This is a genomic window from Actinosynnema sp. NPDC053489 (assembly GCF_044544865.1).
Classification (GTDB): Bacteria; Actinomycetota; Actinomycetes; order Mycobacteriales; family Pseudonocardiaceae; genus Actinosynnema.
The window spans coordinates 483,295-509,041 of sequence record NZ_JBITXT010000002.1; the positions used below are offsets into that span (position 1 = coordinate 483,295).

Annotated in this window: 29 protein-coding genes; 13 read left to right on the forward strand and 16 right to left on the reverse strand. The window is 69.4% G+C overall.

The window, feature by feature from the left end; all coding sequences use genetic code 11:
- The first annotated feature begins 51 nt into the window (after window positions 1-51).
- The gene (locus tag ACIGNX_RS05260) at window positions 52-771 is read left to right on the forward strand and encodes a helix-turn-helix domain-containing protein (RefSeq protein ID WP_396536529.1); all 720 of its coding nucleotides are present in this window, start codon (window positions 52-54) and stop codon (window positions 769-771) included.
- Here the strand turns inward: ACIGNX_RS05260 and ACIGNX_RS05265 are convergent.
- Window positions 702-1,559 (reverse strand): hypothetical protein, encoded by an 858-nt coding sequence (locus ACIGNX_RS05265; protein ID WP_396536531.1) that lies wholly within the window; start codon window positions 1,557-1,559, stop codon window positions 702-704. The two genes, ACIGNX_RS05260 and ACIGNX_RS05265, sit on opposite strands and share 70 nt — an antisense overlap.
- Before the next feature lie 150 nt (window positions 1,560-1,709).
- Between ACIGNX_RS05265 and ACIGNX_RS05270 the strand changes: the two genes are divergently transcribed.
- Genes ACIGNX_RS05270 through ACIGNX_RS05285 form a run of 4 tightly spaced genes read left to right on the forward strand, consistent with a single transcriptional unit; the run spans window position 1,710 to window position 4,895 of the window.
- Window positions 1,710-2,126, forward strand: a complete 417-nt coding sequence (locus ACIGNX_RS05270; RefSeq protein WP_396536533.1) for a hypothetical protein — start codon at window positions 1,710-1,712, stop codon at window positions 2,124-2,126.
- Window positions 2,127-2,128: 2 nt separating this feature from the next.
- Window positions 2,129-2,722 (forward strand): DUF3558 domain-containing protein, encoded by a 594-nt coding sequence (locus ACIGNX_RS05275; protein ID WP_396536535.1) that lies wholly within the window; start codon window positions 2,129-2,131, stop codon window positions 2,720-2,722.
- 4 nt (window positions 2,723-2,726) lie between these two features.
- Window positions 2,727-4,064: a hypothetical protein gene (locus ACIGNX_RS05280; RefSeq protein ID WP_396536537.1), complete on the forward strand. Its 1,338-nt coding sequence runs from the start codon at window positions 2,727-2,729 to the stop codon at window positions 4,062-4,064.
- Between the two features lie 12 nt (window positions 4,065-4,076).
- The gene (locus ACIGNX_RS05285) at window positions 4,077-4,895 is read left to right on the forward strand and encodes an ESX secretion-associated protein EspG (protein WP_396536539.1); all 819 of its coding nucleotides are present in this window, start codon (window positions 4,077-4,079) and stop codon (window positions 4,893-4,895) included.
- Here the strand turns inward: ACIGNX_RS05285 and ACIGNX_RS05290 are convergent.
- On the reverse strand, window positions 4,867-6,030 hold the full coding sequence (locus ACIGNX_RS05290; protein ID WP_396536541.1) for a lactate 2-monooxygenase: 1,164 nt from the start codon (window positions 6,028-6,030) through the stop codon (window positions 4,867-4,869). The genes ACIGNX_RS05285 and ACIGNX_RS05290 overlap by 29 nt on opposite strands.
- Window positions 6,031-6,389: 359 nt before the next feature.
- On the opposite strand from ACIGNX_RS05290, the gene ACIGNX_RS05295 reads away from it, so the two are divergent.
- A complete protein-coding gene (locus ACIGNX_RS05295; protein ID WP_396536543.1) occupies window positions 6,390-7,616 on the forward strand; it encodes a hypothetical protein in 1,227 nt (408 codons plus the stop codon).
- A gap of 48 nt (window positions 7,617-7,664) precedes the next feature.
- Here the strand turns inward: ACIGNX_RS05295 and ACIGNX_RS05300 are convergent, their stop codons facing one another.
- The 10 genes from ACIGNX_RS05300 to ACIGNX_RS05345 form a co-directional block, all read right to left on the reverse strand.
- Complete coding sequence (locus ACIGNX_RS05300) at window positions 7,665-8,054, reverse strand: tyrosine-type recombinase/integrase (protein ID WP_396536545.1); 390 nt, start codon at window positions 8,052-8,054, stop codon at window positions 7,665-7,667.
- Window positions 8,055-8,906: a tyrosine-type recombinase/integrase gene (locus ACIGNX_RS05305; RefSeq protein WP_396536547.1), complete on the reverse strand. Its 852-nt coding sequence runs from the start codon at window positions 8,904-8,906 to the stop codon at window positions 8,055-8,057.
- Between the two features lie 35 nt (window positions 8,907-8,941).
- Window positions 8,942-9,130, reverse strand: coding sequence for a helix-turn-helix domain-containing protein (locus ACIGNX_RS05310; RefSeq protein WP_396536549.1), 189 nt, complete (start codon window positions 9,128-9,130; stop codon window positions 8,942-8,944).
- 18 nt (window positions 9,131-9,148) lie between these two features.
- Window positions 9,149-10,753: a replication initiator gene (locus ACIGNX_RS05315; RefSeq protein ID WP_396536551.1), complete on the reverse strand. Its 1,605-nt coding sequence runs from the start codon at window positions 10,751-10,753 to the stop codon at window positions 9,149-9,151.
- Window positions 10,750-12,216, reverse strand: coding sequence for an FtsK/SpoIIIE domain-containing protein (locus ACIGNX_RS05320; protein ID WP_396536552.1), 1,467 nt, complete (start codon window positions 12,214-12,216; stop codon window positions 10,750-10,752). The genes ACIGNX_RS05315 and ACIGNX_RS05320 overlap by 4 nt, the downstream gene beginning before the upstream one ends.
- On the reverse strand, window positions 12,216-12,347 hold the full coding sequence (locus tag ACIGNX_RS05325; protein WP_396536554.1) for a hypothetical protein: 132 nt from the start codon (window positions 12,345-12,347) through the stop codon (window positions 12,216-12,218). The genes ACIGNX_RS05320 and ACIGNX_RS05325 overlap by 1 nt, the downstream gene beginning before the upstream one ends.
- A gap of 256 nt (window positions 12,348-12,603) precedes the next feature.
- The gene (locus ACIGNX_RS05330; RefSeq protein WP_396536556.1) at window positions 12,604-13,263 is read right to left on the reverse strand and encodes a hypothetical protein; all 660 of its coding nucleotides are present in this window, start codon (window positions 13,261-13,263) and stop codon (window positions 12,604-12,606) included.
- A 58-nt stretch (window positions 13,264-13,321) separates the two neighbouring features.
- The gene (locus ACIGNX_RS05335; protein WP_396536558.1) at window positions 13,322-13,573 is read right to left on the reverse strand and encodes an AMED_5909 family protein; all 252 of its coding nucleotides are present in this window, start codon (window positions 13,571-13,573) and stop codon (window positions 13,322-13,324) included.
- The gene (locus ACIGNX_RS05340) at window positions 13,554-13,889 is read right to left on the reverse strand and encodes a hypothetical protein (RefSeq protein ID WP_396536560.1); all 336 of its coding nucleotides are present in this window, start codon (window positions 13,887-13,889) and stop codon (window positions 13,554-13,556) included. The genes ACIGNX_RS05335 and ACIGNX_RS05340 overlap by 20 nt, the downstream gene beginning before the upstream one ends.
- Window positions 13,890-13,892: 3 nt before the next feature.
- On the reverse strand, window positions 13,893-14,357 hold the full coding sequence (locus ACIGNX_RS05345) for a hypothetical protein (protein ID WP_396536562.1): 465 nt from the start codon (window positions 14,355-14,357) through the stop codon (window positions 13,893-13,895).
- Window positions 14,358-14,551: 194 nt separating this feature from the next.
- Here ACIGNX_RS05345 and ACIGNX_RS05350 point away from each other — a divergent pair, with 194 nt between their 5' ends.
- Genes ACIGNX_RS05350 through ACIGNX_RS05360 form a run of 3 tightly spaced genes read left to right on the forward strand, consistent with a single transcriptional unit; the run spans window position 14,552 to window position 17,111 of the window.
- Window positions 14,552-15,439 carry a DUF5919 domain-containing protein gene (locus ACIGNX_RS05350; protein ID WP_396536564.1) on the forward strand — a complete coding sequence of 296 codons (888 nt, stop codon included), beginning with the start codon at window positions 14,552-14,554 and terminating at the stop codon, window positions 15,437-15,439.
- Complete coding sequence (locus tag ACIGNX_RS05355; RefSeq protein ID WP_396536566.1) at window positions 15,436-16,242, forward strand: inositol monophosphatase family protein; 807 nt, start codon at window positions 15,436-15,438, stop codon at window positions 16,240-16,242. The genes ACIGNX_RS05350 and ACIGNX_RS05355 overlap by 4 nt, the downstream gene beginning before the upstream one ends.
- Before the next feature lie 14 nt (window positions 16,243-16,256).
- Window positions 16,257-17,111, forward strand: coding sequence for a hypothetical protein (locus ACIGNX_RS05360; protein WP_396536568.1), 855 nt, complete (start codon window positions 16,257-16,259; stop codon window positions 17,109-17,111).
- A gap of 575 nt (window positions 17,112-17,686) precedes the next feature.
- On the opposite strand, the gene secD is transcribed toward ACIGNX_RS05360, so the two are convergent.
- The 4 genes from secD to ACIGNX_RS05380 all read right to left on the reverse strand — a co-directional run bounded on the left by secD (window position 17,687) and on the right by ACIGNX_RS05380 (window position 21,956).
- The gene (secD, locus tag ACIGNX_RS05365) at window positions 17,687-19,879 is read right to left on the reverse strand and encodes a protein translocase subunit SecD (protein WP_396536570.1); all 2,193 of its coding nucleotides are present in this window, start codon (window positions 19,877-19,879) and stop codon (window positions 17,687-17,689) included.
- 37 nt (window positions 19,880-19,916) lie between these two features.
- Window positions 19,917-20,246 (reverse strand): hypothetical protein, encoded by a 330-nt coding sequence (locus tag ACIGNX_RS05370; RefSeq protein ID WP_396536572.1) that lies wholly within the window; start codon window positions 20,244-20,246, stop codon window positions 19,917-19,919.
- 23 nt (window positions 20,247-20,269) lie between these two features.
- Window positions 20,270-21,262: a tetratricopeptide repeat protein gene (locus tag ACIGNX_RS05375; RefSeq protein WP_396536574.1), complete on the reverse strand. Its 993-nt coding sequence runs from the start codon at window positions 21,260-21,262 to the stop codon at window positions 20,270-20,272.
- A gap of 85 nt (window positions 21,263-21,347) precedes the next feature.
- Entirely contained in the window at window positions 21,348-21,956 is a 609-nt protein-coding gene (locus ACIGNX_RS05380; RefSeq protein WP_396536576.1) for an FMN-dependent NADH-azoreductase, read from the reverse strand.
- A gap of 106 nt (window positions 21,957-22,062) precedes the next feature.
- Here ACIGNX_RS05380 and ACIGNX_RS05385 point away from each other — a divergent pair, with 106 nt between their 5' ends.
- The 4 genes from ACIGNX_RS05385 to ACIGNX_RS05400 all read left to right on the forward strand — a co-directional run bounded on the left by ACIGNX_RS05385 (window position 22,063) and on the right by ACIGNX_RS05400 (window position 25,688).
- Window positions 22,063-22,533 carry a MarR family winged helix-turn-helix transcriptional regulator gene (locus ACIGNX_RS05385; protein WP_396536578.1) on the forward strand — a complete coding sequence of 157 codons (471 nt, stop codon included), beginning with the start codon at window positions 22,063-22,065 and terminating at the stop codon, window positions 22,531-22,533.
- Between the two features lie 233 nt (window positions 22,534-22,766).
- Window positions 22,767-22,970, forward strand: coding sequence for a hypothetical protein (locus ACIGNX_RS05390; RefSeq protein WP_396537010.1), 204 nt, complete (start codon window positions 22,767-22,769; stop codon window positions 22,968-22,970).
- A gap of 67 nt (window positions 22,971-23,037) precedes the next feature.
- Window positions 23,038-24,111 (forward strand): SDR family oxidoreductase, encoded by a 1,074-nt coding sequence (locus ACIGNX_RS05395; protein WP_396536580.1) that lies wholly within the window; start codon window positions 23,038-23,040, stop codon window positions 24,109-24,111.
- A complete protein-coding gene (locus ACIGNX_RS05400) occupies window positions 24,108-25,688 on the forward strand; it encodes an AMP-binding protein (protein ID WP_396536582.1) in 1,581 nt (526 codons plus the stop codon). Before ACIGNX_RS05395 ends, ACIGNX_RS05400 begins: the two co-directional genes overlap by 4 nt.
- The last annotated feature ends 59 nt before the right edge of the window (window positions 25,689-25,747 follow it).

Below are 25,747 nucleotides of genomic sequence, written 5' to 3' on the forward strand. Positions count from 1 at the left end.
GGCGGGCCGCGCGCGACTCCTCCGGCGCGGCCCGCCACTACCATCGGCCGGGTGTACGCGGAACGCCCGTTCCCCGGCCTGGCCTGCGTGTGGACCCGCACGTCGGCCGGCTCCGGCCTGGTCGTGCCGGACGGGTGCACCGACATCATCTACTCGGCCGGGACCGGCGAGGTGTTCGTGGCCGGGCCGGACACGGTCGGGCAGGTGACGTCGCCGGGGTTGGGCGCGGTGTTCGGCGTGCGGTTCGGTCCGGGCGTGGGGCCCTCGGCGTTCGGCGTGCCCGCGGTGGAGCTGCGCGACCAGCGCGTTCCGCTGGCCGAGGTGTGGGGTGCGTCGGCGCGGCTGGAGGACGCCCTCGGCGCGGCCGACGACCCGTGCGCCGTGCTGGCTTCCGCCGCCGTGGCCCGGCTGCGCGCGGCACCGCCGGAACCGCTGGTCGGCGCGATCGCGTCGGCCGTGTCGTCGACCGGCGTCGGTGACCTGGCGCGGTCGCTGGGCCTGAGCGCCCGGCAACTGCACCGGCGCAGCCTGGCCGCGTTCGGCTACGGGCCGAAGGTGCTGCACCGGGTGCTGCGGTTCGACCGGGCGGTCAAGCTCGCGCGGGCGGGCGTGCCCTTCGCCGACGTCGCCCACCGCACCGGGTACGCCGACCAGGCCCACCTGTCCCGGGAGGTCCGGGAGCTGGCGGGCGTGCCGCTGGGTCAGCTGATCCGGCCGTGGGCGCGCAGGGCCAGCAGCGCCTCGATGGTCACGACGGGCCGCCACTCGTAGGTCGTGACGGGGGTCCAGGCGGCCCACGGGAACGTCCACCCGCCGTCCTCCCGCTGCGCCGCCGCCACCGCGTCGAGGTCCGCGGCCAGCTCGTCGTCGCCGAACCACCGGCGCGCGAGGCTGTCGGGCGTCGGCGCGTAGTGGTGCGGCTTGTGCGTCTCCCCCTCCGAGTACCCCTGGTGCGCCCGGCCGTCGCCGAGGTCGACGAGCCCCCGCTCGCGCACGAGCGCGCCCAGCCGCTCCGCCTCCCGCTCGGCCCTCGGCCGGTCCGGCACGTGGTCGAGGAAGCGGGCGCACGCGTTGACCTCGTAGGGGTGAGACTCGGTCAGGTCGGTCATGCGCCGCCAGCAGAACGCCGTGGCGGCGGCCAACCAGCGGTGCTCGACGCCCATCCTGTGCAGCACGCTCGCCAGCAGCGCCGTGACGAGCAGGTCGCTGTCCGGGGACGGCTGCCACCAGGGCGCGCGGAAACCGGGGGTGTCGAGGCAGTTGGGCACCCCGCCGTCCGCGTTGGTGATCGTGGTGAGGAAGTCGCACGCGGTCTCGGCGTGCTCCACCACCCCGACCTCGGCGAGCAGGGACAAGGCGGTGTAGGTGTGCAACGGCTGGCTGTCGGGCCCGCGCCCGTCGGGTTCGAGCGCGTGCCCGAACCCGCCGTCGTCGTTGCGGTACGCCTCCACCGCCGCCACCACGGCGTCACCGGACCCACCGTCGAACAGGTACCGGAACCGCCGCTGCTCGAGGACGCGCGCGTTGAGCCAGATGAAGGAACGGGCTGCTTCGATCATGCCTTGACGGTAGGCCTGCCCGCAGTACCGCGTATTGAACGAATCGGACGTCCATCCCCCGGTCGGACCAACCATCCCGGAACCCCCGACCGCGACGGGGGCCTGTGCCATCATCACTGCGGGGCAGTTCGGCGTGAGGGGAGCGCGACGATGTTGGACGCCGGAGGCGGCGGGGGCGTCAAGCAGATCGGGTTCGTGGCGGACACGGTGGCCGCCGGACCCGCGGGCGCGGGCCTCGTGGCGGGCCAGACGAGGTTCAGCGTCGACCCGGCGCAGGCCCAGAAGCTGATCGACGGCCTGATCGAGGCGCGCGACAAGCTCCAGGGTCTGGTGACGCAGGCCGAACGGCTCGTCGGTGTCCAGTCACCCGGCAAGGACCCGTACAGCGGATTCGCCACGTTGGCGATCCGCAAGTCCGCCGGAGGCGACCCGGGCGGCTACGTGTGGGCGAATAAGGAAGCCTACAAGGCCCTCACCAACACCATCCTGAACATCCAAGCGGCCTTGGCGACCTACAAGGGTCAGGACGAGGCGACCGCCGACGCCTTCAAGGGCGAGGGGAAGTAGTCGTGAGGCGAGCAGTTCTGGCAGTGCTGTCCCTGGTCGTGGTCCTCGGGGGTTGCACGTCGACCGGGGGCAGCCCGAGTCCCGCCGCGACCACGACCGGCGGCGCGACCACCGGGTCCTCCGAGCCGGAGGGCAGCGGGATGCCCCCGATCACCGGGCCGGAGCTGGACCTGTCGAAGGTCACCGCCTGCGAACTCCTCAAGACCGACCAGCTCGCCGCCCACGACGTCACCAAGCCGGGCCAGAGCGCTTCCGACGCCGCTGGCGAGACGTGCCAGTGGCGTCCGCAGGACCGCGTCCTGGGCACCAGCTTCAGCGCCACGATCCTCAAGGACACCGACGGCATCGCGGGCTACTACGAGAACCGCGACGAGTTCGCCGAGTTCGAGGAGATCGAGGTCGCCGGCTACCCCGCCTTCAACGGCAGCAAGACCGACCTCAAGAGCGGCTCCTGCACCACGGGCGTGGGCGTGGCCAAGGGCCGGGGCTTCCTGGTCCAGAGCATCGTGAACGACGAGAAGCGGCCGGAGTACAAGAACCCGTGCTCCGTCTCCGGTGCCATCGCGGAGACGATCGTCGGGAACCTGAAGGGGTAGGGGCATGGCCGGCGACGTGGACATGGACCTGGGGGGTTTCATGCTCCTCCAGATGGGGTTCGGCGCGGAGAAGATCTACGGCTGGTTCCACGACGGCAAGGGCCCCGAGCAGACCACGGACCCCGGGAACGAGGTCTGGAACAGCATCTCGGACGGTCAGGCCGAGGTCAGCGAGCTGATCAACCAGGCGGTCCGCGCTTCCGGCGCCGCTTGGGAGGGTGCGGCCGGTGATCAGGCCCGGTCCTCCACCACGCCGTTGGCCAGTTGGTCCGACGCGGCGGGCAGCAGCGCCACCACGGCAGGTGACCACACCGCCGAGATCAGCCGCGCCTTCCGCCAGGCCAAGGACAGCCTGCAGAAGCCCGTCGACGTGCCCGACAAGCCCTGGTACAACGACGCGATCCCGTGGGACACCGACTACGACGACGCGGTCGAGAAGAGCCAGCAGGTCAACTCCCACAACGTCGCCGTCCTCAGCACGTACGGCAGCACGGCGAACTCGGCGGGCGCCGGGATGCCGACGTTCCAGTCGCCGCAGGAGATCGGCGCGGACATCGAGCAGGAGCACACCGAGATCCCGCCGCCCAAGCCCGGCAAGGACGACCCCGACAGCCCCGGCAAGGGCGGCACCGACCGGACCGGCTCCGGTGACACCGGTGGCACGGACAGCACGACCACGCCGTCGTGGACGAGCCCGCCGCAGGTCACGACCCCCGGCCCCGTCGACAACACGACCAGGCCGTCCTGGGTGCGGACCGACCCCGACCAGCCCCGGCCCGACATCGGCTACCGGCCGCCGGACCTGCCGAAGGACCGCCTCCCGAACGACCCGAGGCTGCCCTACGACCCCCGGCTTCCGTACGACCCGCGCAACCCGAACGACCCCCGCAACCCCAACAACCCGCGCAACCGCCCGCCGTCCACGACACCGGGCGTGCCGCGCGTGCCCGGCGGCGGCCCGGGTGGGACCGGTGGGCCGGGTGGCGGTCGGGGCGGGGCGGGCGGTGGTGGCGCCGGCGGGTTCGGCGGTGCCCGGGTCCCCGGCATGGGCGGGGCGCCCGGTGGGCCCGGGGTGTTCGGGCCCGGCGGCACGTCCGGCGCGATGGGGCACGGCGAGGGCCGCGGCGGGTTCGGGCCCGGCGGCAGCGGGTTCGGGCCGGGCGGTGCGGCCGGTGCGCGTGGCGGCCCCGGCGCGGCCGGGATGGGCGCGGGCATGGGTGCCGGTGGCGCGCGCGGCCAGGGCGACGAGGACAAGGAGCACAAGTCCGCGTCCTACCTGCAGGAGACCGAGGACATCTTCGGCGACGGCACGCTGGTCGCCCCGCCGGTCATCGGCGAATAACCAGGGGGCACCGTGCTGCGCACCAGGGTGGCGATCCCGGTCGTCGCGCTCTACAACGCCTGGCAGGCCGAAGGGCTGCCGACGCTGCACAACGCGCTGCTGGCCCAGGTCGACTTCGACGAGGACCGGCTCGCCGAGGGCGACGTCACGGGCCTGGCGGACCTGGCCCGGCGCGGGTGGGCCGAGCTGGAGCGGCTCGGCCTCGCCCGCGGTCGGCAGGTGCACGCGGACCTGGCCAGGTCGCTGCGCCTGATCGCCGACGCGAGCGCCGAGTACTACGCGTTCTTCAACCAGGGCGACGACGAGACCCGCACCGCCCTGGTGGCGCAGTCGGGCGACGACGCGCTGCGCGTGGTGCTGCGGGCGGACAAGCACTTCGTGCTGGAGCCCGTGCGGGTCGAGGACGTGGTGCCGTCCCTGGTGTCGGCGCTGCCGGAGGCCAAGCCGGGGCGCGGCGGCGTGATCTCGCTGCCCGCCGACGCCCTGCACGACAAGCCGCGCCAACCCCGGCCCGACGAGGACAGCGGGTCGTTCCTGCAGGCGAGCAGGCCCACCGGGGGGCACGCGACGGAGGTGCAGCAGGTGCGCAGGCTGCTGGCCGAGCAGCGCACCGGCGGCGGCCAGCTCTACGCCGCGCGGCGGGACCGGTTCGGGCGCAAGCAGCGGTGCGCGGCTCCGCTGACGTACTTCGACACCGTCACGGGCCGCTACCTGTCGGCGAAGACGACCGGCCGCGACGGCACGCCGTGGATCACCGTGCAGCCGGCCGACTTCACCACCGTGCAGAACCGGTTGCGGCAGCTCAACGCCGACGCAGCGCCTCGCGGTTGAGCTCGGCCGGGCTGCGGTGCCCGGACAGGCCCAGGGTCAGGTCGAAATCCGCGAGCAGGCTGCGCAGCACGTGCCGCACGCCGACCTGCCCGCCGTGCGCCAGCCCGTAGGCGAACGGGCGGCCGACGAGCACGGCCCTCGCGCCCAGCGCGAGCGCCTTGACGATGTCCGAGCCGGTGCGGATGCCGGAGTCGAACAGCACCTCGACCTGCTCCCCCACGGCCTCGGCGATCTCGGGCAGCACCTCCAGCGACGCGACCGCGCCGTCCACCTGCCGCCCGCCGTGGTTGGACACGACGATGCCGTCCACGCCCGCGTCCACGGCCTTGCGCGCGTCGTCGGGGTGCTGGATGCCCTTGAGCACGATCGGCCCGTCCCAGTGCTCGCGCAGGAACGGCAGCTGGTCCCACGACTTGTCGGTGCCGGTGAACAGCTGCACCCACCGCAGGATCGCCATCGGCCGGTCCTGTTCGGGGGTCGCGGCGAGCCCCGCCCGGAAAGCCGGGTCGGAGAACGGGATCGCCGTGCCGATGCCGCGCAGGAACGGCAGGTAGGACTGGTCGAGGTCGTGCGGGCGCCACGCCAGCGTCCAGGTGTCGAGCGTGACGACGAGCACCCGGTACCCGGCCTCGCGCGCCCGGTCGAGGATGCTGGCGGCCACATCCGGCTCGTTGGGCCAGTAGAGCTGGAACCAGCGGGCGGCGTCACCGGCCGCCTCGGCGACCTCTTCGAGGGTGTGCGAGGACGCCGTGGACAGCACGAACGGCACGCCCAGCTCCGCCGCCGCACGCGCGGTCGCCAGCTCGCCGTCGGGGTGCAGGATGGACTGCACCCCGACGGGCGCCAGCAGCACGGGCGCGGGCAGCTCGGTGCCCAGCACGGTCGTCCCGAGGTGCCGCTCGGTGGCGTTGGTGAGCATCCGCGGCACGATCCGCCAGTCGTCGAACGCCTCCCGGTTCGCCCGGGCCGTCGCCCCGCCGCCCGCCGCACCCGCCACGTACCAGAACGGCCCGGGCCCGAGCCGCTCCCGGGCGGACGCCTCCAGCGCCTCGGGGTCCGTGGTGAACGGCGGCACGGTCCCGGCCAGGCCCTGGAGGTAGATCTCGTTCTGGTAGGCAGCGAACTGACCAGCCACTTTGCACCCCATCCCCCGCTCAGGCCGTCTACAGGCCGTCTGCGGAACCGTCCGCGTCGTCGGTCTGCGGATCATGCTCGTGCTCGTCCGCTTCGCCCGCAAGGCCATGCCATGAACGACAGGGCACCGCTACAGGCACCTACATCGAAGGATTGCAAGTACCCATCAAGCTGTGTAGACCAACATACGACAGACTCCTATCTCAGACCGAGAGGACTAAGTGGAGCATGGAACGTACAACCCCTACAGAATAAGAGAGCCCGCGACTACCAGCAGTACCTGCAACTCGACCCGAGCCATTCCACCTTACATGGCCTAGGAACGAGTTGACAAAGCCGCGACGACTAAGGATCGGACAAATGGAAATACTCATTGCATCACTCTTAAGTCTCATATCGATACTGATAGCATACAAGACCCTTCGCAGTCAGAATAGCGGAGGAAAATTGAAACGACTCCACTATACGAGCAACTCGTTTCGCTTCATACTTCCCGAAAACATCCAACTTGAAGATGCTGAACAGTTCATGAAAGTGAAGCTGGACGACTACGAATTCATACACCCCATGGTGGTAGCGGTACGTTTCGAAAATACAGGTCTCGCACCGATCACACCAGATGACTTCACCGCCCCTATCAAGATCCATTTTGGCGAGCATGCCGCTTTCACAAACGGCACAATCCAATGGAATCGGCCAGACATATTCGATCACGAAAAAACAAAAGTGACCACAAAGAACGGCGCGCTCGTCATTGAGCCACTCCTCCTCAATCCTCGCGACCAAGTAACACTACTGGCCGTGGTAGACGGCTTCGCCGACGATATTAAGGTGACGACAAGAGTCGCCGGAGTCGAGGAGGTTGTCAACATCCCACCACCTAATGAGAATATCACAACCGATTTGACCGTAACCTCTCTTCTGTACGAGAGAAGGGCGGACTGGCCGCCAGCGAAAACCGTTGAAGCGTTAGCCTATACCGCGCCATTGGTTATGAACGTAAACTCATCATTCGACTCCACTCCGCAAGTTTACGTTGCCAACAAGAGACTGATTAAGCCAGGCCACTTCCTGCTCGCCTTCAAAAATATCAGCGCAAAAACGATCTACACGTCCGCATACACCGAAGAGTTAACTTTCAACTTGGGCGGAGCGCGGGCAGTCCACCTGTCCGCCCATTTGGATGACAAGCGACTGAGCGAGTCACAGATCAGCAAAATGGTTCTTGCAGATTCGAACACCCTTACCATCAGAAGAGCGAGGATCAAGCCGGGAGAGACTCTCACGCTGGAAGCATTCACAAGCGGAGACCTGAAAATCTCGGTTCTGGAAAAGCCTGATTGGATTGACGATATTTCGCATTTCGAACATTCAATAGACGGATTTTTGGAGAACAATCTGGCCAAGACAAGTCCGCGGGCACTCTTACTGGACAGCAGGATCCACGGGGTCTGGCACAGGAACTTCCCTCGTATCAGTCGCCGTCTCAAATCTGCGAAGAACCGAGCCAGTCACACAATCCAGCGAGTCATCCCGGCCACGTTCCGCAGAAAACGCTCAAACAGCGATGAAAATACTACTGATTAGTTCGCATATTTGACACCGGATCTGCATCTTACAGATGGGTTGCGACGGCTATCTTTCCAGATTTTCGTCCACCAAATTCGCCATGAAGCGATCGATCGCCTTTCGGGTGCGATCACTGCTGGACGGCAGCAAATGCGTGTAGACCCGCATAGTGAAAGCCGGATCGGAGTGGCCCAACCACTCTGCGAGCGCCCTGATCGACTCCCCTGCGTCCAGGAGCACCGAAGCGTAGAAGTGCCGAAGGGCGTGCATCCCGTCCTGCTGCGGCACTCGCGTGACCTTCGCCCGGTCGAGGGCGGGCGTCCACACGTACTGGTTGAATCCGTCCCGCCTGATCGGGTTGCCGTCCTTGTTGACCAAGATCAGCGAGACCGTCTCCGGCTCACCGTCCGGTTCCTTCCACGGCAAGGTCACCTCGACCGGCGGGAACTCCTCCACCTAGGCATCCAGGTCCCGCAGGACGCTGTCCGGCAGCGGTACGTCCCGCTCCTTGCCGCCCTTGGGAGGCGCGAACACCTGCACGTTGTCCACGACGCGCACTTGCCGAACAACGTGCAGCACCTTCTCGTCGCGGTCGACGTCATCCATCGAGAGCCCGAAGACCTCCCCCTGACGCAGACCGCAACCAGCCGCGAGCGGAACGACGATCTTGTACTTGGCCGTCAACGCGAGCCGGACAGCCGCCAGCTTGCCCGCCGACCAGGGCACGATCTTGCGCTTGTCCGGCTGCGGACGAGTCACGCTCTTGGCCTTGCACGGGTTCTCGCTGATCTTCTTGTCATCAATCGCGGCGTTGAAGATCGCTGAGACGTGGACGAACGTGACCGCACGCGTTCCGCCAGCAAGCTTCTTCTGCTGCAAGGTGCGCAACCAACCACGAATGTGCCTCGGAAGGATCGAACCAATCTCCCTGTCACCGATGTACGGGTAAACCAGCTTCTTCAACCTCCGCTCTACAGCGTTCCGCGTACTGCCGTCGAACGCTTGGTCTTGCAGCCATGCGTCCGAGTAGACGCGGAATGACACCTTGCCGGCCTCAGGATCGAGGTACGTGCCGGTCCGCTTCTCGTTCTCGACCTTGAGCAGGAACGCCTCAGCCGCACCGCGCTGCTTGTCCGGAAAGCTCTTGCTGCGTTCCTGCCCTGATGGGTCGACGTAGCGGACCTTGTACCGCATCCCGACACCGTGGAGTTCGGTCCTCTCCCGTACGGGCTTGCCCTTGCCATCCAGCACAGGCTTGCCGGACTCGTCCGACTTCGGCCGCCACCAGCGGTCTTGGATGTGCCCCATGACAGTCTTCTCCTGTCGATCGAATTGCCGAAAGATCAGGCGGCGTTCTCGTCCGCTTGATCAGCCCACCCCCGCACCTTGGCCGGGACGTACCGGAGGTACTTCCCCACCTTCTTCACGGGCGGCCCGATGCGCTGCCACTTCCACTGGTAAAGGGTTTTGACCGGAACGCCGAGGAACGCCGATACCTCGTCCACACCCCAGAGCGGTTCGATTTCAGTCATGACTTCCCCCCACGGTTGTCAAGCTGCTAGCGAAGTTGCCGAAAGATCCGTAGGTTCACCGGCCGCGAGCATTGCCCGGTCGTACTCCGCCTTCCACCGCGTTCGTTCTGCGATGGCGTGCATGAGTTGGTGCGCCCGTGGTGGCACGTTGGGGTCGCCGGGCCTGACCTTGTGCCAGACGAGCTGGGACGTGTCCGGTTCCGGCTTCTCGATGCCCACGGCCTTGAGCGCCTCGATGACGAACCGCTTCCGGTCGGCTCGATGGTCGGCGAGCGTCTTGCCCGACCACTTCCGCGACACCAGCACCCGCCGACCAGGCAGGCCAAGCGTGGTGCGGCGGTGCGCCCGTCCCTTGCAGTGGCCCGGAGTGGTCCGGGAGCCGACGCCGCGTGGTTGGACGCCGTAGAGGAGCCAGACCGGGCAGCGGTCGGAGCAGGGCGTCACGGCCAGCTCGTCCGCCAGGCGGTCAGCGTGTCGGCGCTGGCGGTCGGTGGACTGCTCGACCACTTCACCGATGGACTTGGTGAGGTACTTGGTCAGGTAGCCGATGTGCCGCCCGGCTTCCTCCGAGCCGCCGAGGATGCCCTTGGAGTGCACCTGACGCCCGAAGGTCACCACGTGGGCCGGTTCGTCCACGGCCTCGACCGCGTCCGCCCAGGCCGTCAACGGCCGCCGGGTGTCGGGGTCGACGAACGCTTCCGCCCGCGCGTCCCAGACCGGCAGGTGCTCACCGCCGTAGAGCCGTTCGTCATGCTGTGGCCACCACACCTGGTGGTAGGTGGCCGCCGTGACGAGCCGGATGGTCTCGTGCGGGATCGAACCGCGGACTGCCGCGTGAAGGTGCGGCGCCGCTCGCTTCTGGGGTTCGACGGTGGCGAAGTACTGCACGTCCCACCCGACGACCCGGCGCAGGTTCTGCCACCACCGGTCGACCAGCGAGGCGAAGTGCACCGCGTCCCGAGCCGCCCGCCGGTAGTCGTAGGTGTCCAGGTCGACCGGTGTTCCGTCGTCGCGCACGCGCCCGTAGGTGTCGAGGGTGAGCGTGACGAACATCGAGGGCCGGAAGCCTCCCGCGTACTCCCGGCCCACGGTGCGCTTCTCCACGCGCCGCCGAGGCAGGTTCGGCGTGTCCTGCCGCCGCTTGGTCGACCGCTTCACCGGCCGCTTCGGTGGTGCGTCCGGTGAGGGAAAGCGACCCCGGACACCGAGTTGCCGAAGTTCCGCGTCGACGCCGTGGATCTCCTCCCGCAGCTCGTCCGCGTCACCCGCCTCCCCGGCCTTGACCGCCTCCCGGTACGCCTTGACCAGGTCCGCCCGGAACGTCAGCAACGCCTTCTGGTCCTCAGTCGGCGCGGTCGGGGTGAAGTCGGGTTCCTCGGCCATGTGCCAGCCCTCACGGCACTGGACCATCCGCAACGCCTTGGCCTTCTTGGCGCACGGCGCACACACGCTTTCGACCGTCGACCCGCAGGGCACTGCCACGTAGCGGACTTCGAAGGTGGCCCGGTCCTCCACTTCCATCGTGAAGGGCCGGACGCAGACGCCGTACTTTTCGGCGGCAGCCTTGGCCACGTCCAGGGCGATGGGCTGACGCATTCGCTCCGCGCGAGTCTCGCCGCTCATGCCGCCGTCCTCCCTTCGGTGTCGTCCGGTCGGTTGGGGAAGTCGTGCACAGTCGCGTTCGCCAGGTAGACGCCAAGCTCGACAAGGTCGGCGTCGGTGACGTGGAAGGCCCGAGCCCGTTCCGGTTCCCGCTGCCCGTCGTGCTTGACCCACGCGACGCCGGGCGTGCTCTCGCTGATCTCATGGGCCGCCGCGCCCCGCTGCCGGACGCCATCACCGAGGACCATGTCCACCTGTTGCGGCTCATCCAGGCGCAGCGCAACGCGGGTGCTGAACAAGTGCCGGAACCCGACGACCTCCTTACGTGGGTCCTGCACGAGGCCCACGACGGCGTAGCCGGGTGCGCGGCCCTGTGAGGTGATCGTCTGGATAGCCCGCACCGCTCGTTCGCGGAGCTGCTTATCCGACTGGTAAGCGATCAGGTCCGCCAGCTCGTCCACCACCAGGACGGTGAACGGCTCCCCCGTCGACCGCGCCCACAGCCGCCGCACACCCCGGTATCGCGTCGCCCGCTCCTTGACCTCTGCGGCGATTTCCTCAAGCAGCGCAACGGCTTCCGGTCCGTTGTCGTACACGACCCGATCGAAGGCGTCGGGACATTGACCGAGTTCCATCCCGCCCTTCGGGTCGATCCCCACGAGCCGCACCAACCCCGTCCGGATGGCCGGAGCGAGCTGCCAGACCAGCGACCAGAGCACCGAGCCCTTGCCCGCACCGGGCACGCCGACCACGAGCACCTGAGACCCGAGCAACCGCAGTCGCCACGGCTTGCCTGTCTCCGTCCTGCCCACCACCACCCGCTTGAGATCCACCTCGGCATCCGTCAGCGCGGGCACGGTCAGGGGACGCAGCAGCGGGTCACGGTGAACGAAGTCCAGCTCGATCACCCGAGGCCGCAGCACCCGGACGCGGCACGAGCGAGCGCCGAACGAGTGCGCCAGGCCGTCCCGCCGCAGCTCCCATGCCTCCGGCGACTGGGCAGGCACCATCCGCACCCGGACCCGATCCCGCCAACCGTCCGACCGGACCCGCCGCAGTTTCGGCCGGAACTCACGCCCCCGGTCCCGCTTGGCCAGGTCGGCAAGGCGCATCACCGACCGCCACCGGGGCACGTACACGGTGGCGCGTCGCCACTCGGTCAGCAGCCGATACCAGCCGTGCCTCAGGAACGACCCGCGATCCAATCCGGCCCAGATGATCAGGGCCGCGACCAGGGACAACAGTGCCAGCACCAGCGGCGAGAGCCCGAACCGCCACCAGCACCAGGCCGCCGACACCGGCACCAACGTGACCACCGGATACCGGACGACAACGAGCACCAGGCGCACGACACCGACCAGGCCCAGCCACACTGCGACCACCAGCAGGGCCAGCCACTTCGCCCTACCGGGCACCAGCGCCCACCACGGCACCCGAGGCCGCACACCCTCGAACGGAGCCGGGTCCACCCACTTGCCGCCCATCACGCACGCCCCGCCGGGGCGAAGATCAGCGGCAGCCAGCCCAGGCACGAGCAGCACACGAGCTGGTTGGGCGCGTAGACGCCGAACCGCTTGCACGCCCCGCAGGGGCGACCGTTGGACAGCTTCCACACAGACGGGGCATCGCGCCGACTTGACGCACTGCCCCCACGTACCGATAGCCTTGACATGACCGGAACCCCTTGTGTGTCAACAAAAGCGCGCGAGAATGACCGGTCGATGCGTCGTCGGTGAACTGCTCCAGGCCCGCCAAGACTTGAGGTCCGTTCACCGACGACCACGACCGACAGGTCAGTGATCGTCTTCAGTTGTCACCGCCAGTGCGGGCGGACACCGCCGCATCCGATGCCCGCCCACACCACTGGTCAGCTAGTAATCAAGCGGATCGGGCATCCAGCGCAACCAGGCCGCGAGACCGCCGAGGGTGATCTTGAACCGCGTCTCCTCGCGCTTCTCCCCGCCGTCCTCCCGCCACTCGTGCGCCGTGGCGTGACCGGCCGCGACCAAGTCCAGGCCGGCCAGCCGCACCATCTCCTCAGCCGCGCCCGCCGCCGTCACCAAGTCCTCGACCGTCCACGCTCGCGACGGCACCAGTACCAGCGCATCCGTCACCCGGTACAGCACAGGGAACGAGTAGCCGACCGCCTCACCGCGCGCCCGGTCCTCGTCCGACAGGCGCGACCCCATCACCGGAACCAACCGCGGATCACGCCACATGTCCGCATCCCGCAACCACTCGTGCGCCACGACCGGCCCGCCCCAGTAGGCGAGCCCTTCGGACGACAGACGATGCCGGTGTACGGACAGCGCTCCTTGCAACGTCTCCTGGTCGACGGTCACGTGCCCCAGCTCCACCAGGTCGTTGCAGATATGGCGCACCACCGAGTACGGCAGTTCCACGGACCGCGCCAGAGACCGCAACGACCACTCCTCGTGCGGGTAGCCGACGAGCTGGCGCATCACCGCCTCGAACATGAACGACGTGTACCCGGCATCGGACAACTGCTCCAGCGGCAGGCCGTCACCCACCACACGGGCCAGACCACCGACCCCGTTCGACCGACGACGGCCCCGCTCCACAGCCTGATCAACGCTCATCCGACTCAACCCCCTCAGCCTTGGCACCCTCGCGCTTGGCCCAATACAGCGCCTCGTGGTGGTGACCTCGATCAACTTCCGCGACCCGCGCGTACACCTCGGCCGACCGCAGGTAGAACTCCCGCCACACCTCAGACGGCGCGTCCGGCGCGGGCATCAGATGCGTCAACGCCTCGTGGGCGTCCTTGAGCAACGTCACCGCGTACGCCGCCGCCCATCGGTCAGGCTTGGTCTTCGCCACGACCGCTCACCCCCTCGACCGGCGCGTGCACCCGATGACCACCGGCCTGCCGATCACCACCCGCAACGCGCTCGTTGACGTCGGCCTGGTGGTCGAACGTCTCGGCCGCGTGCAGCGCCGCCGCCTTGGCCCACCACGGCGTGCTCTCCAACGCCGCGAGCTGCCGCCACAACCACGCCACCCGCCGATAGGTCGGCGCGATCCGAGCCGCAGCCGCCGGATCATCGGCAGCGACGTACCGGTTCGCCTCGTGCGCCTGCGTGTAGGCCCGGTACGCCGCCTGCCACTGCACGGTCAGTTGCTGAAGATCCGACACGGCTCACGCGGCCTTGGCCTCGGCGCTGCCACCGTTCGCCTTGCCACCGGCCGGAGTCGAACCCGCCGACCTCCCCGCCGCCCGGAACCCGGTCGCCCGGAACAGGAACGACTGGTACTTGAACTCACCGTTGCCCGCGATGCGCGGCTCAGCGGTCAACCCCTCCAGCTCGACCGGCCGCATCCCCGGCAACACCTCACCCGTCGTCGGCACCGGCTGAACGTCGGCCAACAACGTGATCTCGAAGCTCTTGCGCTTGGCGTTGGGCTCATGCGGATCGGTGACCGTCACCTTCCACTGCCGCTTGCCGGTCGCCTCGTCCACCCGCTGACGCACCGGCCGACCGGCCGCCCTCTCGTCACGCGTCTGGTACTCCGTGTCCGGCATGACCTCACCGACCATCACCAGGCCCTGAGGGAACGCGTCATCGAACGAGACGGGGAACCGGTACCCCTTGCTGATCGCCATCGGCTTCACTCCTCTGACTGGTGCCGCTGTGTCGCGGCTTGCCCATTCAGATTCGTTGGCCAATGGTCCCGTCCCAGGTCCGCAGCGGTCTCACCTGCCGCGTACCGCCCGCGTGTCGATCTCAAGTTGTCTCGTCTTGGTCTCGTCCCGGTGCTAGCCTCGCCCTACAGGCACCACGTGGGGGGGGAGACCACATGGCTACAGAGTCCACTCTCTTGAGAGTCCTGCTCAGGCAACGCCACATGCAGGGCTACCGCACCTTCTGCAAGGAGTACGACCGCGTCGCCAAGCAACTCGACACCGACCTGATCGGCCGCTACCCCAGCAAGGCCCAGTTCTACCGCTGGCTGTCCGGCGACCTACTCGGCCTGCCCTACGCCGACCACTGCCGCATCCTCGAAAAGATGTTCCCCGGCTGGACCGCCGAACAACTCCTGTCCCCGCACGAGGGCGACACCGACAGCCTGATCACTCCACCTCAACGAACCGCGGCTTCCGCCCACCCGGTACCCCGCCCGGTCCAGATGCCCCAACAGGCCCGCCTAGCCGACGTCACCGCCGTCTACCCCAGCCGCACCGAGTTCCTGCACAACATCACCCCCCGCGACCTCTTCGAAGGCGCGAAGACCATCGACATCGCGGGCCTGTCCCTCAACGTCCTGTGCCAGCAGTACTCCGACAAGGCCCTACTCGACTCCATCGAGACCGGCACCACCATCAAGGCCCTCTTCCTCGACCCCAACGGCCACAACATCACCGCCCGCGAACACGAGGAGGGCCTACCCGAAGGCCACCTCTCCATGCTCACCCGCCTCAACATCGAAGCCCTACGCCGAGTCGGCGCCAAGATCTCACCCGACGCACGCGACCAGCTCCACATCCGCGTCTACGACGAACCGCTCCGCTACAACATCCTCATCACCGACCAGACCAAATGCGTAGTCCAGCCCTACCTACCTGACGCCCGAGGCGTCGAGTCCCCTACCCTCGTGATCGAGAAGGACAACGCGGTACCCGGCCTGTTCGCCACCTTCTCGCAGGTGTTCGAATCCATGTGGTACCGCGCAAAGGAGACCGCGTGAAGCGACCACTCGACCAGTTGGCCGAGATCGCACAGAAAGCCGTCGGCATCGGCAGCTACCTGATCAAGACCACACGTCCACAGAACGTCATCGAGAAGACAGATCGCGACACCTACACCGACGTAGACACGCGAATTGAGCGCGAGGTTCGGGCGTACTTGATTGCAACTACGCCCGAGATCGGCTTCACCGGAGAAGAGGAAGGCCGCTTCGACCGGGCGGTCGACAGCGAATACGCGTGGGTGCTCGACCCTATCGACGGTACGTCAAATTTCGTTCACGGCGTGCCACTCTGCGGCGTCTCCCTAGCTCTCATGTGGAATAACAAGGCGATTGTCGGAGCTATCGCCATGCCATACTTAGAACTCATTTACTCCGCCATCGACGGACACGGAGCGTATGTCAACGGCCAAGTCATAACTGCAAGCAAAACCGCCGAACTGTCGAAAGCGATAGTCGCGATCGGCGACTTCGCACTCGGTGAAGGCGCAAAGAAAAAGAATCGTCAACGTATCGCGGTAACTGCAGCACTTGCCGAGGAGGTCGAACGTATTCGCATGTTCGGATCGGCCGCCCACGACCTCGCATGGCTTGCTGAAGGCCGCATTGACGGTGTAGTGATCTTGTCCAATAAGATCCATGACGTGGCTGCAGGTGTACTCATTGCTCGCGAGGCGGGCGCGATCGTGCTTGACAAAAGCGGAGGTGCCAACAATGCGCAATCTACCGAAGTGATCGCTGCCGCACCTAATATTTCGAATCAACTATTGACGCTAGTTCAGTCCAGCCTAATCCGCGAGTAGTCGGGATCTGCGTCGTGCGCAAGCAGGGTGACAACAGCTCAGAAGCCAGTGAAACTACAAACGTCGAGGAAAAGCCGGGTAAAGCGGCAAGATTCTTCGGGTTCCTCCGCAGATTTATTGCCGGAGTCGCCATTCTAGCTGGCGGCATCATGCTCGCCGCAAGCTACTGGCATAAGCCACTCGAAATTTGCCGGTCCGTAGCCGGCGGAAACAACTTCACTACAACGTCTCTATGTAATCCGTGGACGGCAGTTGACATACTGCCGTTCCTGCTTGTTGCGGCCGCGTTTATGCTCCCCGATCTTACAGAATTCAATGTGTTCAACGTTATATCACTGAAGCGCGAAGTCAAAGAGCAAAAGAAGGAAATTGAGGAGGTAGAGAAGAAGCGCAGCGCACTTGAAGAGAGCGTGAACCTTCGCATGAACAGCTTGCAGGCGAATATGCAGAGCGTTACCAGCAATACCTACTTATACCCGCCGACTCCGGCTTCTAAGCTTCCAGAAGAATTGGATGAAAAAGTCCAAAAGTCGAAAGAGGAAAAATTTACACGCCCAGTTGAACACGCCATCGACAAGGATGCCGCCCTTCTCCAAGCAACACTACTGCGCGAATGGGAGAAAATATCCTCTTACCTGCAAGAGTCCGGAGTTTTTCCCACACGCAACGGAAAGGTCATCGAAGCGGATCAGACCAATCGAACGGCTCGCCTTTTTGCCCAGCTGTTTCGTGATGAAATTGCCACAATTCAATCAGTTCGCAATAGCATTGCACATGCGATGCATGTCGCCCCCGAAGACCTTAAAGGCGCTGTAGAAGCCGCCGTTAAACTCAACGAGATTATCAAGCGGCCATCTTCCTACAGCTGAGAAACCTGCCGAACTTGGCTCTATGGGATCAAGGCGCGCCGCCTGCGGCAGCGCGCGGCAAGTACCGGCGCACGTTGGCACCGACTCCCCGCATCACGGCACGCCGGGCTCCCGCTTCGCTCCGCCCGTCGGCCGTGCGCGGAGTCGGTGCACGTGGCCGAGGAGCGGCGCGCCGCCACAGAGGCCACAACCACGAGCAGCTTGGGAGCAACACCGGTTGGGACGATCGCGCGGTCACGCGGCTTGGTCGAGCTGGGCGCGGCGATCGGCTGCCGCGACGGCTTCGCCGTCTTGCCATCGAGAAGGCCACCGGCGATGAGCACCAGGCCCCCGAATGCACGACGGGCGCTGTCCCTGACGCGTCGTTCGCATCAAGGGCAGCGCCCGTTCAGTGATCAACTTTCAGGCCGTCACCAGGCCGTACAACGTCGGGCGGTCACCAGAACCACCGAGAAGTAACGAGAGGGTCTGCGCTGGTCAGGGGCACACGAAGTCCGAAGAGGACTGGTCGGCCAGAACCACACTCAGAAGATCTCGTTCTGGTACGCGGCGAATCCGGTCATGGGGACACCTTGCTACACCGGCCGGGCTTTCGGCACGTGCCGGCCGGCGGGTCGGCGGTCCTCCAGCAGGATCGCCACCGGCGCGGCGGTGACCGCGGTGGAGACCGTGCCGGCCACCAGGCCGATCAGCAGCGCCGTGGAGAAGTCGGCCAGGGAGCCGTCGCCCAGCACCAGGAGAGCGGCCAGGACGAACAGCACGCCGATGCCCGTGTTCACGGTGCGCGGCAGGGTTTGCAGGACCGCCGAGCTCATCACCTCGCGCGCCGGCGCCCCGGTCCGCCGCAGCTCGCGCACCCGGTCGAACACCACCACCGAATCGTTCACCGAGTACCCGATCACGGTCAGCAGGGCCGCCAGGAACACCGCGTCGGCGGTCTTGCCCAGCCAGGCGAACGCCCCGACCAGCACGACCACGTCGGTGATCAGCGCGACGACGGTGGCCACGCCCAACCGCCAGTCGAACCGCACGGCCAGGTAGCCGAGCTGCGCGGCCACCGCGATGGCCAGCGCCACCAGGGCGTTGCGCCGCAGCTCCGAGCCGAGGCTGGGGCCGATCAGCTCGTTGGCGACCTGCTCCGCGCCGCCGGTCGCGCGGTCGACGGCCTCGCCGAGCCGCACGGCGGCGGCCGAGTCGATCGGGCCCGTGCGCACCGACAGGCCGTCCGCGCCCGAGGTCGTCACGACCGCGTCGCCGAACCCGGCGGACGCCAGTTCCGCCCGCACCCGGCCGCTGTCCACCGACGACGCCGTGAACTCCAGCATCCGCCCGCCGGTGAACTCCACGCCCAGCTCCAGCCCGCGCACGACCAGGCCGCCGACGGCCACCAGCAGCACGACGCCCGCGGCGAGCACCCAGCGCTCCGGCCGCCGGAACAGCGCGATCCCGCGCGAGGTCAGCCAGGTGCGGACCCGGCCGAGCGAGTGCAGGCCGCTCCACGCCGGCCGCCGTTCCAGCAGCGGCACCACGAGCCGCAACAGCACCCGACTGAGCACCAGGGCGCTGAACAACGACGCCAGCACGCCGATCGACAGCGTGACGCCGAACCCCTTCACGGGACCGGTGGCCAGCCAGAACAGCAGGCCGGCGGCGAGCAGCGTGGTCACGTTCGAGTCGGCGACCGCGCCGAGCGCGCCGCGGAAACCCTGGTCCACCGACCGCGGCAGGCGTTTGCGCCGCGCGTACTCCTCGCGCGACCGCTCGAACACCAGCACGTTGGCGTCCACCGCCATGCCGATGGCCAGCACGAACCCGGCCAGCCCGGGCAGGGTCAACGTCGCGCCGAGCCACAGCATCGCCGCGTACGCCAGGGCCGCGTAACCCCCCAGCGCGAGCACCGCCACGAGCCCGGCCAGCCGGTAGGTGAACACCAGGAACAGCCCGGTCAGCACCACGCCGACCACCGCCGCGCGGGCACTGGCCTCGATCGCCTCCGCGCCGAGCGTCGGCCCGACGGTCCGCTGCTCCACCACCTCCACGGGCACGGGCAGGGCACCCGAGCGGATCACCAGCGCCAGCTCCTCGGCCTCGACCTGGCCGAACCGCCCGGTGATCCGGGTGCTGCCGCCGATCATGCCCGTGCCGCACGCCACCGACGGGTCGACCTGGGGCGCGGACACGACCTCGTCGTCCAGCACGAACGCCACCCGCCGGCCGTGGGCGCCCGGCGGTGAGCACGCGGCCTCGGCGGTCACCCGCTGCCACGCCCGCGGCGCGTCGCCCTGGAAGTCGACGCCGACCGCGTAGCCGACGCCCTGCGGGTTGGGCGTCGCGCGGGCGTCCTTGATGCCCTCGCCGGTCATCACGACCTCGCCGAGGGCGATCGCGTCACCGTCGGGCGTGGGCACGTCGCCGGGGCCGGTGACCGGCTGCACGCGCAGCTGCGCCGTGCGGCCGAGCACGTCGATGGCCTCGGTCGGGTCCTGCACGCCGGGCAGCTCGACCACGATGCGGTGGTCGCCGGAGCGGGCCAGGACGGGTTCGGCGACGCCGAGTTCGTCGACCCGACGGCGCAGCACCTCCATCGCGCGGTCGGTGGCGTCGGAGGTGGCTTCGGACGGGGTTTCGAGCACGATCCGGGTGCCGCCGCGCAGGTCGAGGCCGAGGCGCGGTTGCACGGTGAGCAGGGTGAACGTGGACGCGGCGAGCACGCCGAGGGCAAGCAGCCCGCGGATCAGCAGCGCTCGCCGCGCCCTGGGGCGCGGCATGGTGGGGGGGACCTCCGGGTGAGGTGAACGGGTGGGTTCAGCTACCGGAGGTCGGGGGCGGGGCGCGGTCGCCCGGCGGGGTGCGGCCGTCGCGCTCGGGACGACGGCGGGTGGGGTCGACCACCTCGACCCGCACGGGCGGGACGGGGGTGGCGTGCACGGCGGGCTGGACGCCGTCCAGCGGTTGGCCGAGGTGCGCCTGCACGGGGTGCGCGGTGGTCGTGCCGCGCGCCGCCGTGCCGGGGAGGTGGGCCGCGTCGACGGTGGCCGAGACGGCGACCGCGTCGACCGACGTGCCGGGGCCCGGTCCGGCCACGACGAGACCCGCGATCACCGCGAGGATCGCGAGCAGCGCGCGTCGGGTCATCGGGCTCCTCCCCGACGTCCAGGCTAGCGGCCGCCGCCGAGGACGACGACGGCTCCGCCGACCAGCGCGCACAGCCAGGCGATGACGAGCGGCTGCATGGTGGTCGCGCCGAGCAGCAGCGCGACCGTCCAGCCGGCCAGGACGACCGCGGCCACCGTGAACGCGGCCAGCGCCACGGCGACCTTCGGCCGGTGCAGCGGCAGCCGGAGCAGCGCGCGCCGCACCCCGCGCCTCGCCCGGAGCAGCACGACCGCCACGACCGCGACGCAGCCGAGCACGAGCAGGCCCGAGAACCAGCCGAGGAACGGGGTGGGTCTCGGCATCCCGCCGAGCAGCAGCACGATGCCGCCCGCGACGAGCAGCGCGGCCAGCCGGGACAGCGCGGGCCACGCCAGGACGTGCGCGGCGTGCAGGGCCTCGCCGGAGGGCGGCGGTATCGGCGCGCCTCCCCGCTTGCGCAGCACGGTGGCGAGGTTCGCGCGCACGTCGTCGGCTCCGGGGTCCAGGCGCAGCGCGGTGCGGTAGGCGCGTTCGGCGGTGCCCCAGTCGCGCACGCGCAGCGCCGCGTCGCCGAGCACCTGGAACGCGCGGGCCTGCGCGGGCGCGAGGTGCGCGGCCTCCCGGGCGACCGCCACGGCCTCCCGCGCGCCGTCGGGGCTGTTCGCCAGCACGTCGGCCAGCACCACCTGGCAGCGCCAATCGCCCGGCTTGCGGCGCACGCACTCGCGGGCGGCGACCGCGGCCTCCCGGTGACGGCCCAGCTCGCTCAACGCCAGCGCGGTCAGCCGCTGCGCCCACACCGGGTCGCCGTCCAGCACCAACGCGCGCTTGGCCGCGGCCAGCGCCGGGTCGGGTTCGCCCGCGTCGAGGTAGGCCGCGGCCAGCCGGCACCACGCCTCGCCGTGCCGGGGGTCGACCACGAGGGCGGGCTGGAGCAGTTCGATCGCCTTGCGCGGCAACCCGCGTGCGGTGAACTCGGCGGCGCGCATCACGACCGCGGCGATCGACTCGGGCATGGCCCACATCGTGGCAGGCCCTCCCGGCTTCCACTATCGGGTGACGGGCCGACCCCTCGACCCGGCCCGTCACCCGACCTCTCCCTCAGGCGGCGGCCAGCTTGCGCACCACTCGGTGCGCCTCTTCGAGGGAAGCGGCGGCGAGGTCGCGGAACTGCTCCAGGTGCGGCGCGACGGCGGCGCTGGTCAGCTCGGCGTGCACGAACTCCAGGTCCCGGTCCACCCCGAGGGCACCGAACAAGGCCCGCAGGTACGGCTCCTGGAAGTCGAACGGGTGCCGGGGCGTGCCCGGCGCGTAGGAGCCGCCCCGCGCGGTGACGACCACGACCCGCGTGCCGGTCAGCGGGCCGACACCGGTCTCCTGGTCGGCGAACAGCTCCGGCACCGCGATCCAGTCCAGCCACGCCTTGAGGGTCGAGGGCAGGCCGAAGTTGTACATCGGCACTGCGAGCAGCACGGTGTCCGCCGCCGTCAGCTCGGCGACCAGCTCCCGCTCCAGCGGGTCGCCGCCGGACTGGCGCGCCACCAGCGCCGCCGGGTCGACGTGCGGCAGCGGGTCGGCGGCCAGGTCGCGGTAGGTGTGCTCGCCGCCGGGGTGCGCGGACCGCCACGCCTCCGCGAAAGCCGCGCCGACCTCGCGGGACACCGAGCCCTCGGCTCGCAGGCTGGTGTCGATGTGCAGCAGGTGCGCCATGATTTTCCCCTCCCGGAAGTTCTCGCTTCGGAACATATGACCGAAGGCGTTCCGAGTCAATACGTTCCGACCCAAGAACATCTCACACCTCGCGTATGCTCGGGTCATGGACGCCCCCGCCGACCCCGGCTGCACCAGCCGCGCGGGCTTGAACTGGCTGCTGCACCGCGCGGCGCACAAGCTGGGCGTGATCGCCCAGGAGGCGGCGGCTCGGCAGGGCATCACCACGCGCGGCCAGGTCGTGCTGACCGCGCTGGCCAGCGAGGACTGCCGGCGGACGCAGCTCGCGCTCGGCCACGAGCTGGGCCTGGACAAGACGACGCTGACCGCGGAGCTGGACCGGCTGGAACGCGCGGGCCTGATCGTGCGCAAGCCCGATCCGAACGACCGGCGCGTGCGCGTGCCGGCGATCACCGAGCAGGGCCGGGCCGTGCAGGGCGCCGTGGAGGCGCTGCACGTCGAGGTGGAGCGCGAGTTCACCGCCGAGCTGACCCCCGCCGAGGCGGGCCTGCTGCGGGTGCTGCTGGAGCGCCTGATCGCCTTCGACCGCGGACCGGACAGCGGTTCCTGCCTGTGAGCACCCGCGGCGCCCGCCGCCGCGGTCCGGCCCGAATGTCACGATCTGCTGAGGCTTGCTCCTTTTTCACTCGTCCGGATGACCACGACGAGGGCCGCGTGCGACGCTGTCGACAGCTCGGCGCGGCCGCCCGGCGGGATCTCCCGCCATGGCGCCGGCCCGCGTGCGCCTCCCCCTCATGAGCGCCCGGACCGGTCCGAGCACCCGGGTCGGGACAGCTGGAGGTTGGGACCGTGAACACAGGCAAGGAGTGGCAGATCTCCTGCCGCGACATCGCGTCACGTCGGCGCGACATGACGGTCTTCGTGAGCCAGGGCCACGTCGTGGTGACCGTGCCGCCGGGCGAGGCGGCGGTGCTGACGCCACTGGAGGTGGGCCGGTTGCGGGCGGCCCTGCGCGACGCCGTGGTGAACGCCTCCGGCGCGCCGGAGAACTGACCGCGACCGTTCCGAATTCACCCCGCACTCTTCCTACTCGCGGGTAGGTAATGTCAGTATCGGGGTCGTGAGCACCTACTTCGCCACCGGCGCGACGGGTTTCCTCGGCAGGCGCCCGGTCGCCGAACTCCTGCGACTGCCGGACTGCGAACGGGTGTTCGCGCTGGTCCGGCCGCAGTCGGCGGACGAGCCGGAACCGCACGACAGGCTGACCGCCGTGCCGGGCGACCCGGGTTCGCCCATCGAGGCCGACCGGGTCGACCACGTCGTGCACCCGGCCGCCCGCTACGACTTCACCTCCTCCGAGGACGAGCACCGCGCCGTCAACGTCGACGGCACCCGCCGCGTGGTCGAGTACGCCCGGCGCACCGGGTGCGGGCTGCTGCACCACGTGTCGTCCGTCGCCGTCGCCGGGGACCACCGCGGCGCGTTCACCGAGGACGACTTCGACCTCGGTCAGCACCTGCCCTCGCCCTACCACGCGACCGAGCACGCCGCCGAGGCGATCGTCCGCTGGCAGGGCACGCCGTGGCGGGCCTACCGGCCGGGCGTGGTGGTCGGCGACTCGCGCACCGGCGAGACCGACAAGGCCGACGGCCCTTACCACTTCTTCCCGGCGCCGGCTGACGCCGCCGGCGCGCCGAAGGTCCGGGTCGGCGTGCCCCTGCCCCCACCCGCCGCGATCACCACCGCCGTGCCGACCGAGCCGGGCATCCCGCCCGCGGTCCTGCCGCACGTGGCGCTGCGCGCCGCCTACCTGGCCTCCAAGAGCGGGCTCGACGCGTTCAGCCGGGTGGCGGCCGGCGAGACCCCGGGCGACGGTGTCATGTTCACCTCCGTGCGGATGCCGCTGGTGCGAACGCCCAAGATCGGGCCGACGGAGGTCTACGACGCGGTCCCGGCGGCGACGCCGGAACGGGCCGCCCGGTGGGTGGTCCGCGCGCCGGAGCGCCGCCCCGGGGAGGTCAACCTCCCGGCCGGGGTGTTGGCCGAGCCGGCCCGCAAGGTCGCGCCGAAGCCGGTGCGGTCGCTGCTGCACCTCGCCTACCGGGCCGTGCCGGAACGGGGTGCGCCGCGCACGTCGCCACTGGCCGCCGTCACCGCGGGCGTCACCCGCCTGGCCCTGCGGGCGACGCGGTGAACCGGGTCGTGGGAGGGCTGCGCGCGCTGGTGACCCTGGTGCGCGCCGGGGTGGTGCGGCCGATGCGGCCGGGTCGGCTGCTCGGCGTGGCGGACGCCTTCCTCAGGTGGGGCATCACGGTGGCGTTCGGCTTCGCCACCGGTGCGGCCCGCCACCCGGACCGGCCCGCGATCGTCGACGACGCGGGCACGCTCACCTACGCCGAGGTGGACGAGCGGACCACGCGGCTCGCGCACGGCCTGCACAACCTGGGCGTGCGCGCGGGCTCGAAGGTCGCGGTGCTGTGCCGCAACCACCGCGGCTTCGTGGAGACCGTGACCGCGTGCGTGAAGCTGGGCGCGCACACCGTGCTGCTCAACACGGGCCTGAGCGCCGCCCAGGTCGCCGTGGTGCTGCGCGAGCAGGACGTGTCCGTGGTGGTGGCCGACACCGAGTTCCGCCCCCTGCTGGTCAACGCGCCGCGCAAGGTGCGCCGGGTGATGGCGTGGGTGGACGGCACCACCAAGAGCCGGACCGCGGAGCAGCTGATCGCGAACTCGCCGGCGACACCGCTGCCCGGCCGCCCGCCGCGCGGTCGGATGATCGTGCTCACCTCGGGCACCACGGGCGCGCCCAAGGGCGCGAAGCGGCCGGAGCCGGCGAGCCTCACGCCCGCCGCCGCCCTGCTCTCCCGCATCCCGCTCCGGGCGGGCGACCGGTTCTCCGTGCCCGCGCCGCTGTTCCACACCTGGGGCCTGGCCGCGTTCCAGATCGGGCTCGTGCTGGGCGCGACGTTCGTGCTGCGGCGCGGGTTCGACCCGGCGAAGGTGCTCGACGACGCCGAGCGGCACGGCAGCGACGCGCTGTTCGTGGTCCCCGTGATGCTGCAACGCGTGCTGGAGCTGGCCGAACGGCCGCACCTGCCGCGGCTGCGGGTGATCGCGTCCAGCGGCTCGGCGCTCCCGCCGCCGGTCGCGCGGCGGTGCCTGGAGGAGTTCGGCCCGGTGCTCTACAACCTCTACGGCTCCACCGAGGTGTCGTGGGTGAGCATCGCGCGGCCCGACGAGCTGGCCCGGCACCCGGACACGGCCGGCAGGCCCCCGCACGGCACCCGGCTGGAGATCCTGGACGACGACGGCAACCGCGTGCCCGCCGGCACGACCGGCCGCATCTTCGTGGCCAACGACATGCTGTTCGACGGCTACACCAACGGGGGCAACAAGGAGGTCCGCGACGGCCTGATGTCCACCGGCGACGTGGGCTACCGCGACGAGGAGGGCCTGGTGTTCGTCGCCGGCCGCGACGACGAGATGATCATCTCGGGCGGCGAGAACGTGTACCCGCGCGAGGTCGAGGACCTGCTCGCCGGCCTGGCCGGGGTGCGCGAGGTGGCCGTGGTCGGCGTGCCGGACGAGCGGTTCGGCCAGCGGCTCGCCGCCTACGTCGTGCGCGAGGAGCCCGGGTCGCTGGACGAGGACGCGGTGCGCGAGCACGTGCGGGGCAACCTGGCGAAGTTCTCCGTGCCGCGCGAGGTCGTGTTCCTGGACTCCCTGCCCCGCAACGCGACCGGGAAGGTGCTGAAGGGGGAACTGGGCTGAGCGCCCGGCGCCTGCGCTGTTCGCCCGAGTCACCTCCGTGCCCGCCGCTCGTTACCCGT

Excerpts from the sequence above, each read along its gene's own strand:
- ACIGNX_RS05305 (WP_396536547.1), bottom strand. The coding sequence starts at position 8,906 with ATGGGGCACATCCAAGACCGCTGGTGGCGGCCGAAGTCGGACGAGTCC.
- ACIGNX_RS05295 (WP_396536543.1), top strand. The coding sequence starts at position 6,390 with ATGGAAATACTCATTGCATCACTCTTAAGTCTCATATCGATACTGATA.
- secD (WP_396536570.1), bottom strand. The coding sequence starts at position 19,879 with ATGCCGCGCCCCAGGGCGCGGCGAGCGCTGCTGATCCGCGGGCTGCTT.
- ACIGNX_RS05385 (WP_396536578.1), top strand. The coding sequence starts at position 22,063 with ATGGACGCCCCCGCCGACCCCGGCTGCACCAGCCGCGCGGGCTTGAAC.
- ACIGNX_RS05270 (WP_396536533.1), top strand. The coding sequence starts at position 1,710 with ATGTTGGACGCCGGAGGCGGCGGGGGCGTCAAGCAGATCGGGTTCGTG.
- ACIGNX_RS05320 (WP_396536552.1), bottom strand. The coding sequence starts at position 12,216 with ATGGGCGGCAAGTGGGTGGACCCGGCTCCGTTCGAGGGTGTGCGGCCT.
- ACIGNX_RS05310 (WP_396536549.1), bottom strand. The coding sequence starts at position 9,130 with ATGACTGAAATCGAACCGCTCTGGGGTGTGGACGAGGTATCGGCGTTC.
- ACIGNX_RS05375 (WP_396536574.1), bottom strand. The coding sequence starts at position 21,262 with ATGCCCGAGTCGATCGCCGCGGTCGTGATGCGCGCCGCCGAGTTCACC.
- ACIGNX_RS05265 (WP_396536531.1), bottom strand. The coding sequence starts at position 1,559 with ATGATCGAAGCAGCCCGTTCCTTCATCTGGCTCAACGCGCGCGTCCTC.
- ACIGNX_RS05370 (WP_396536572.1), bottom strand. The coding sequence starts at position 20,246 with ATGACCCGACGCGCGCTGCTCGCGATCCTCGCGGTGATCGCGGGTCTC.
- ACIGNX_RS05350 (WP_396536564.1), top strand. The coding sequence starts at position 14,552 with ATGGCTACAGAGTCCACTCTCTTGAGAGTCCTGCTCAGGCAACGCCAC.
- ACIGNX_RS05345 (WP_396536562.1), bottom strand. The coding sequence starts at position 14,357 with ATGGCGATCAGCAAGGGGTACCGGTTCCCCGTCTCGTTCGATGACGCG.
- ACIGNX_RS05380 (WP_396536576.1), bottom strand. The coding sequence starts at position 21,956 with ATGGCGCACCTGCTGCACATCGACACCAGCCTGCGAGCCGAGGGCTCG.
- ACIGNX_RS05315 (WP_396536551.1), bottom strand. The coding sequence starts at position 10,753 with ATGAGCGGCGAGACTCGCGCGGAGCGAATGCGTCAGCCCATCGCCCTG.
- ACIGNX_RS05280 (WP_396536537.1), top strand. The coding sequence starts at position 2,727 with ATGGCCGGCGACGTGGACATGGACCTGGGGGGTTTCATGCTCCTCCAG.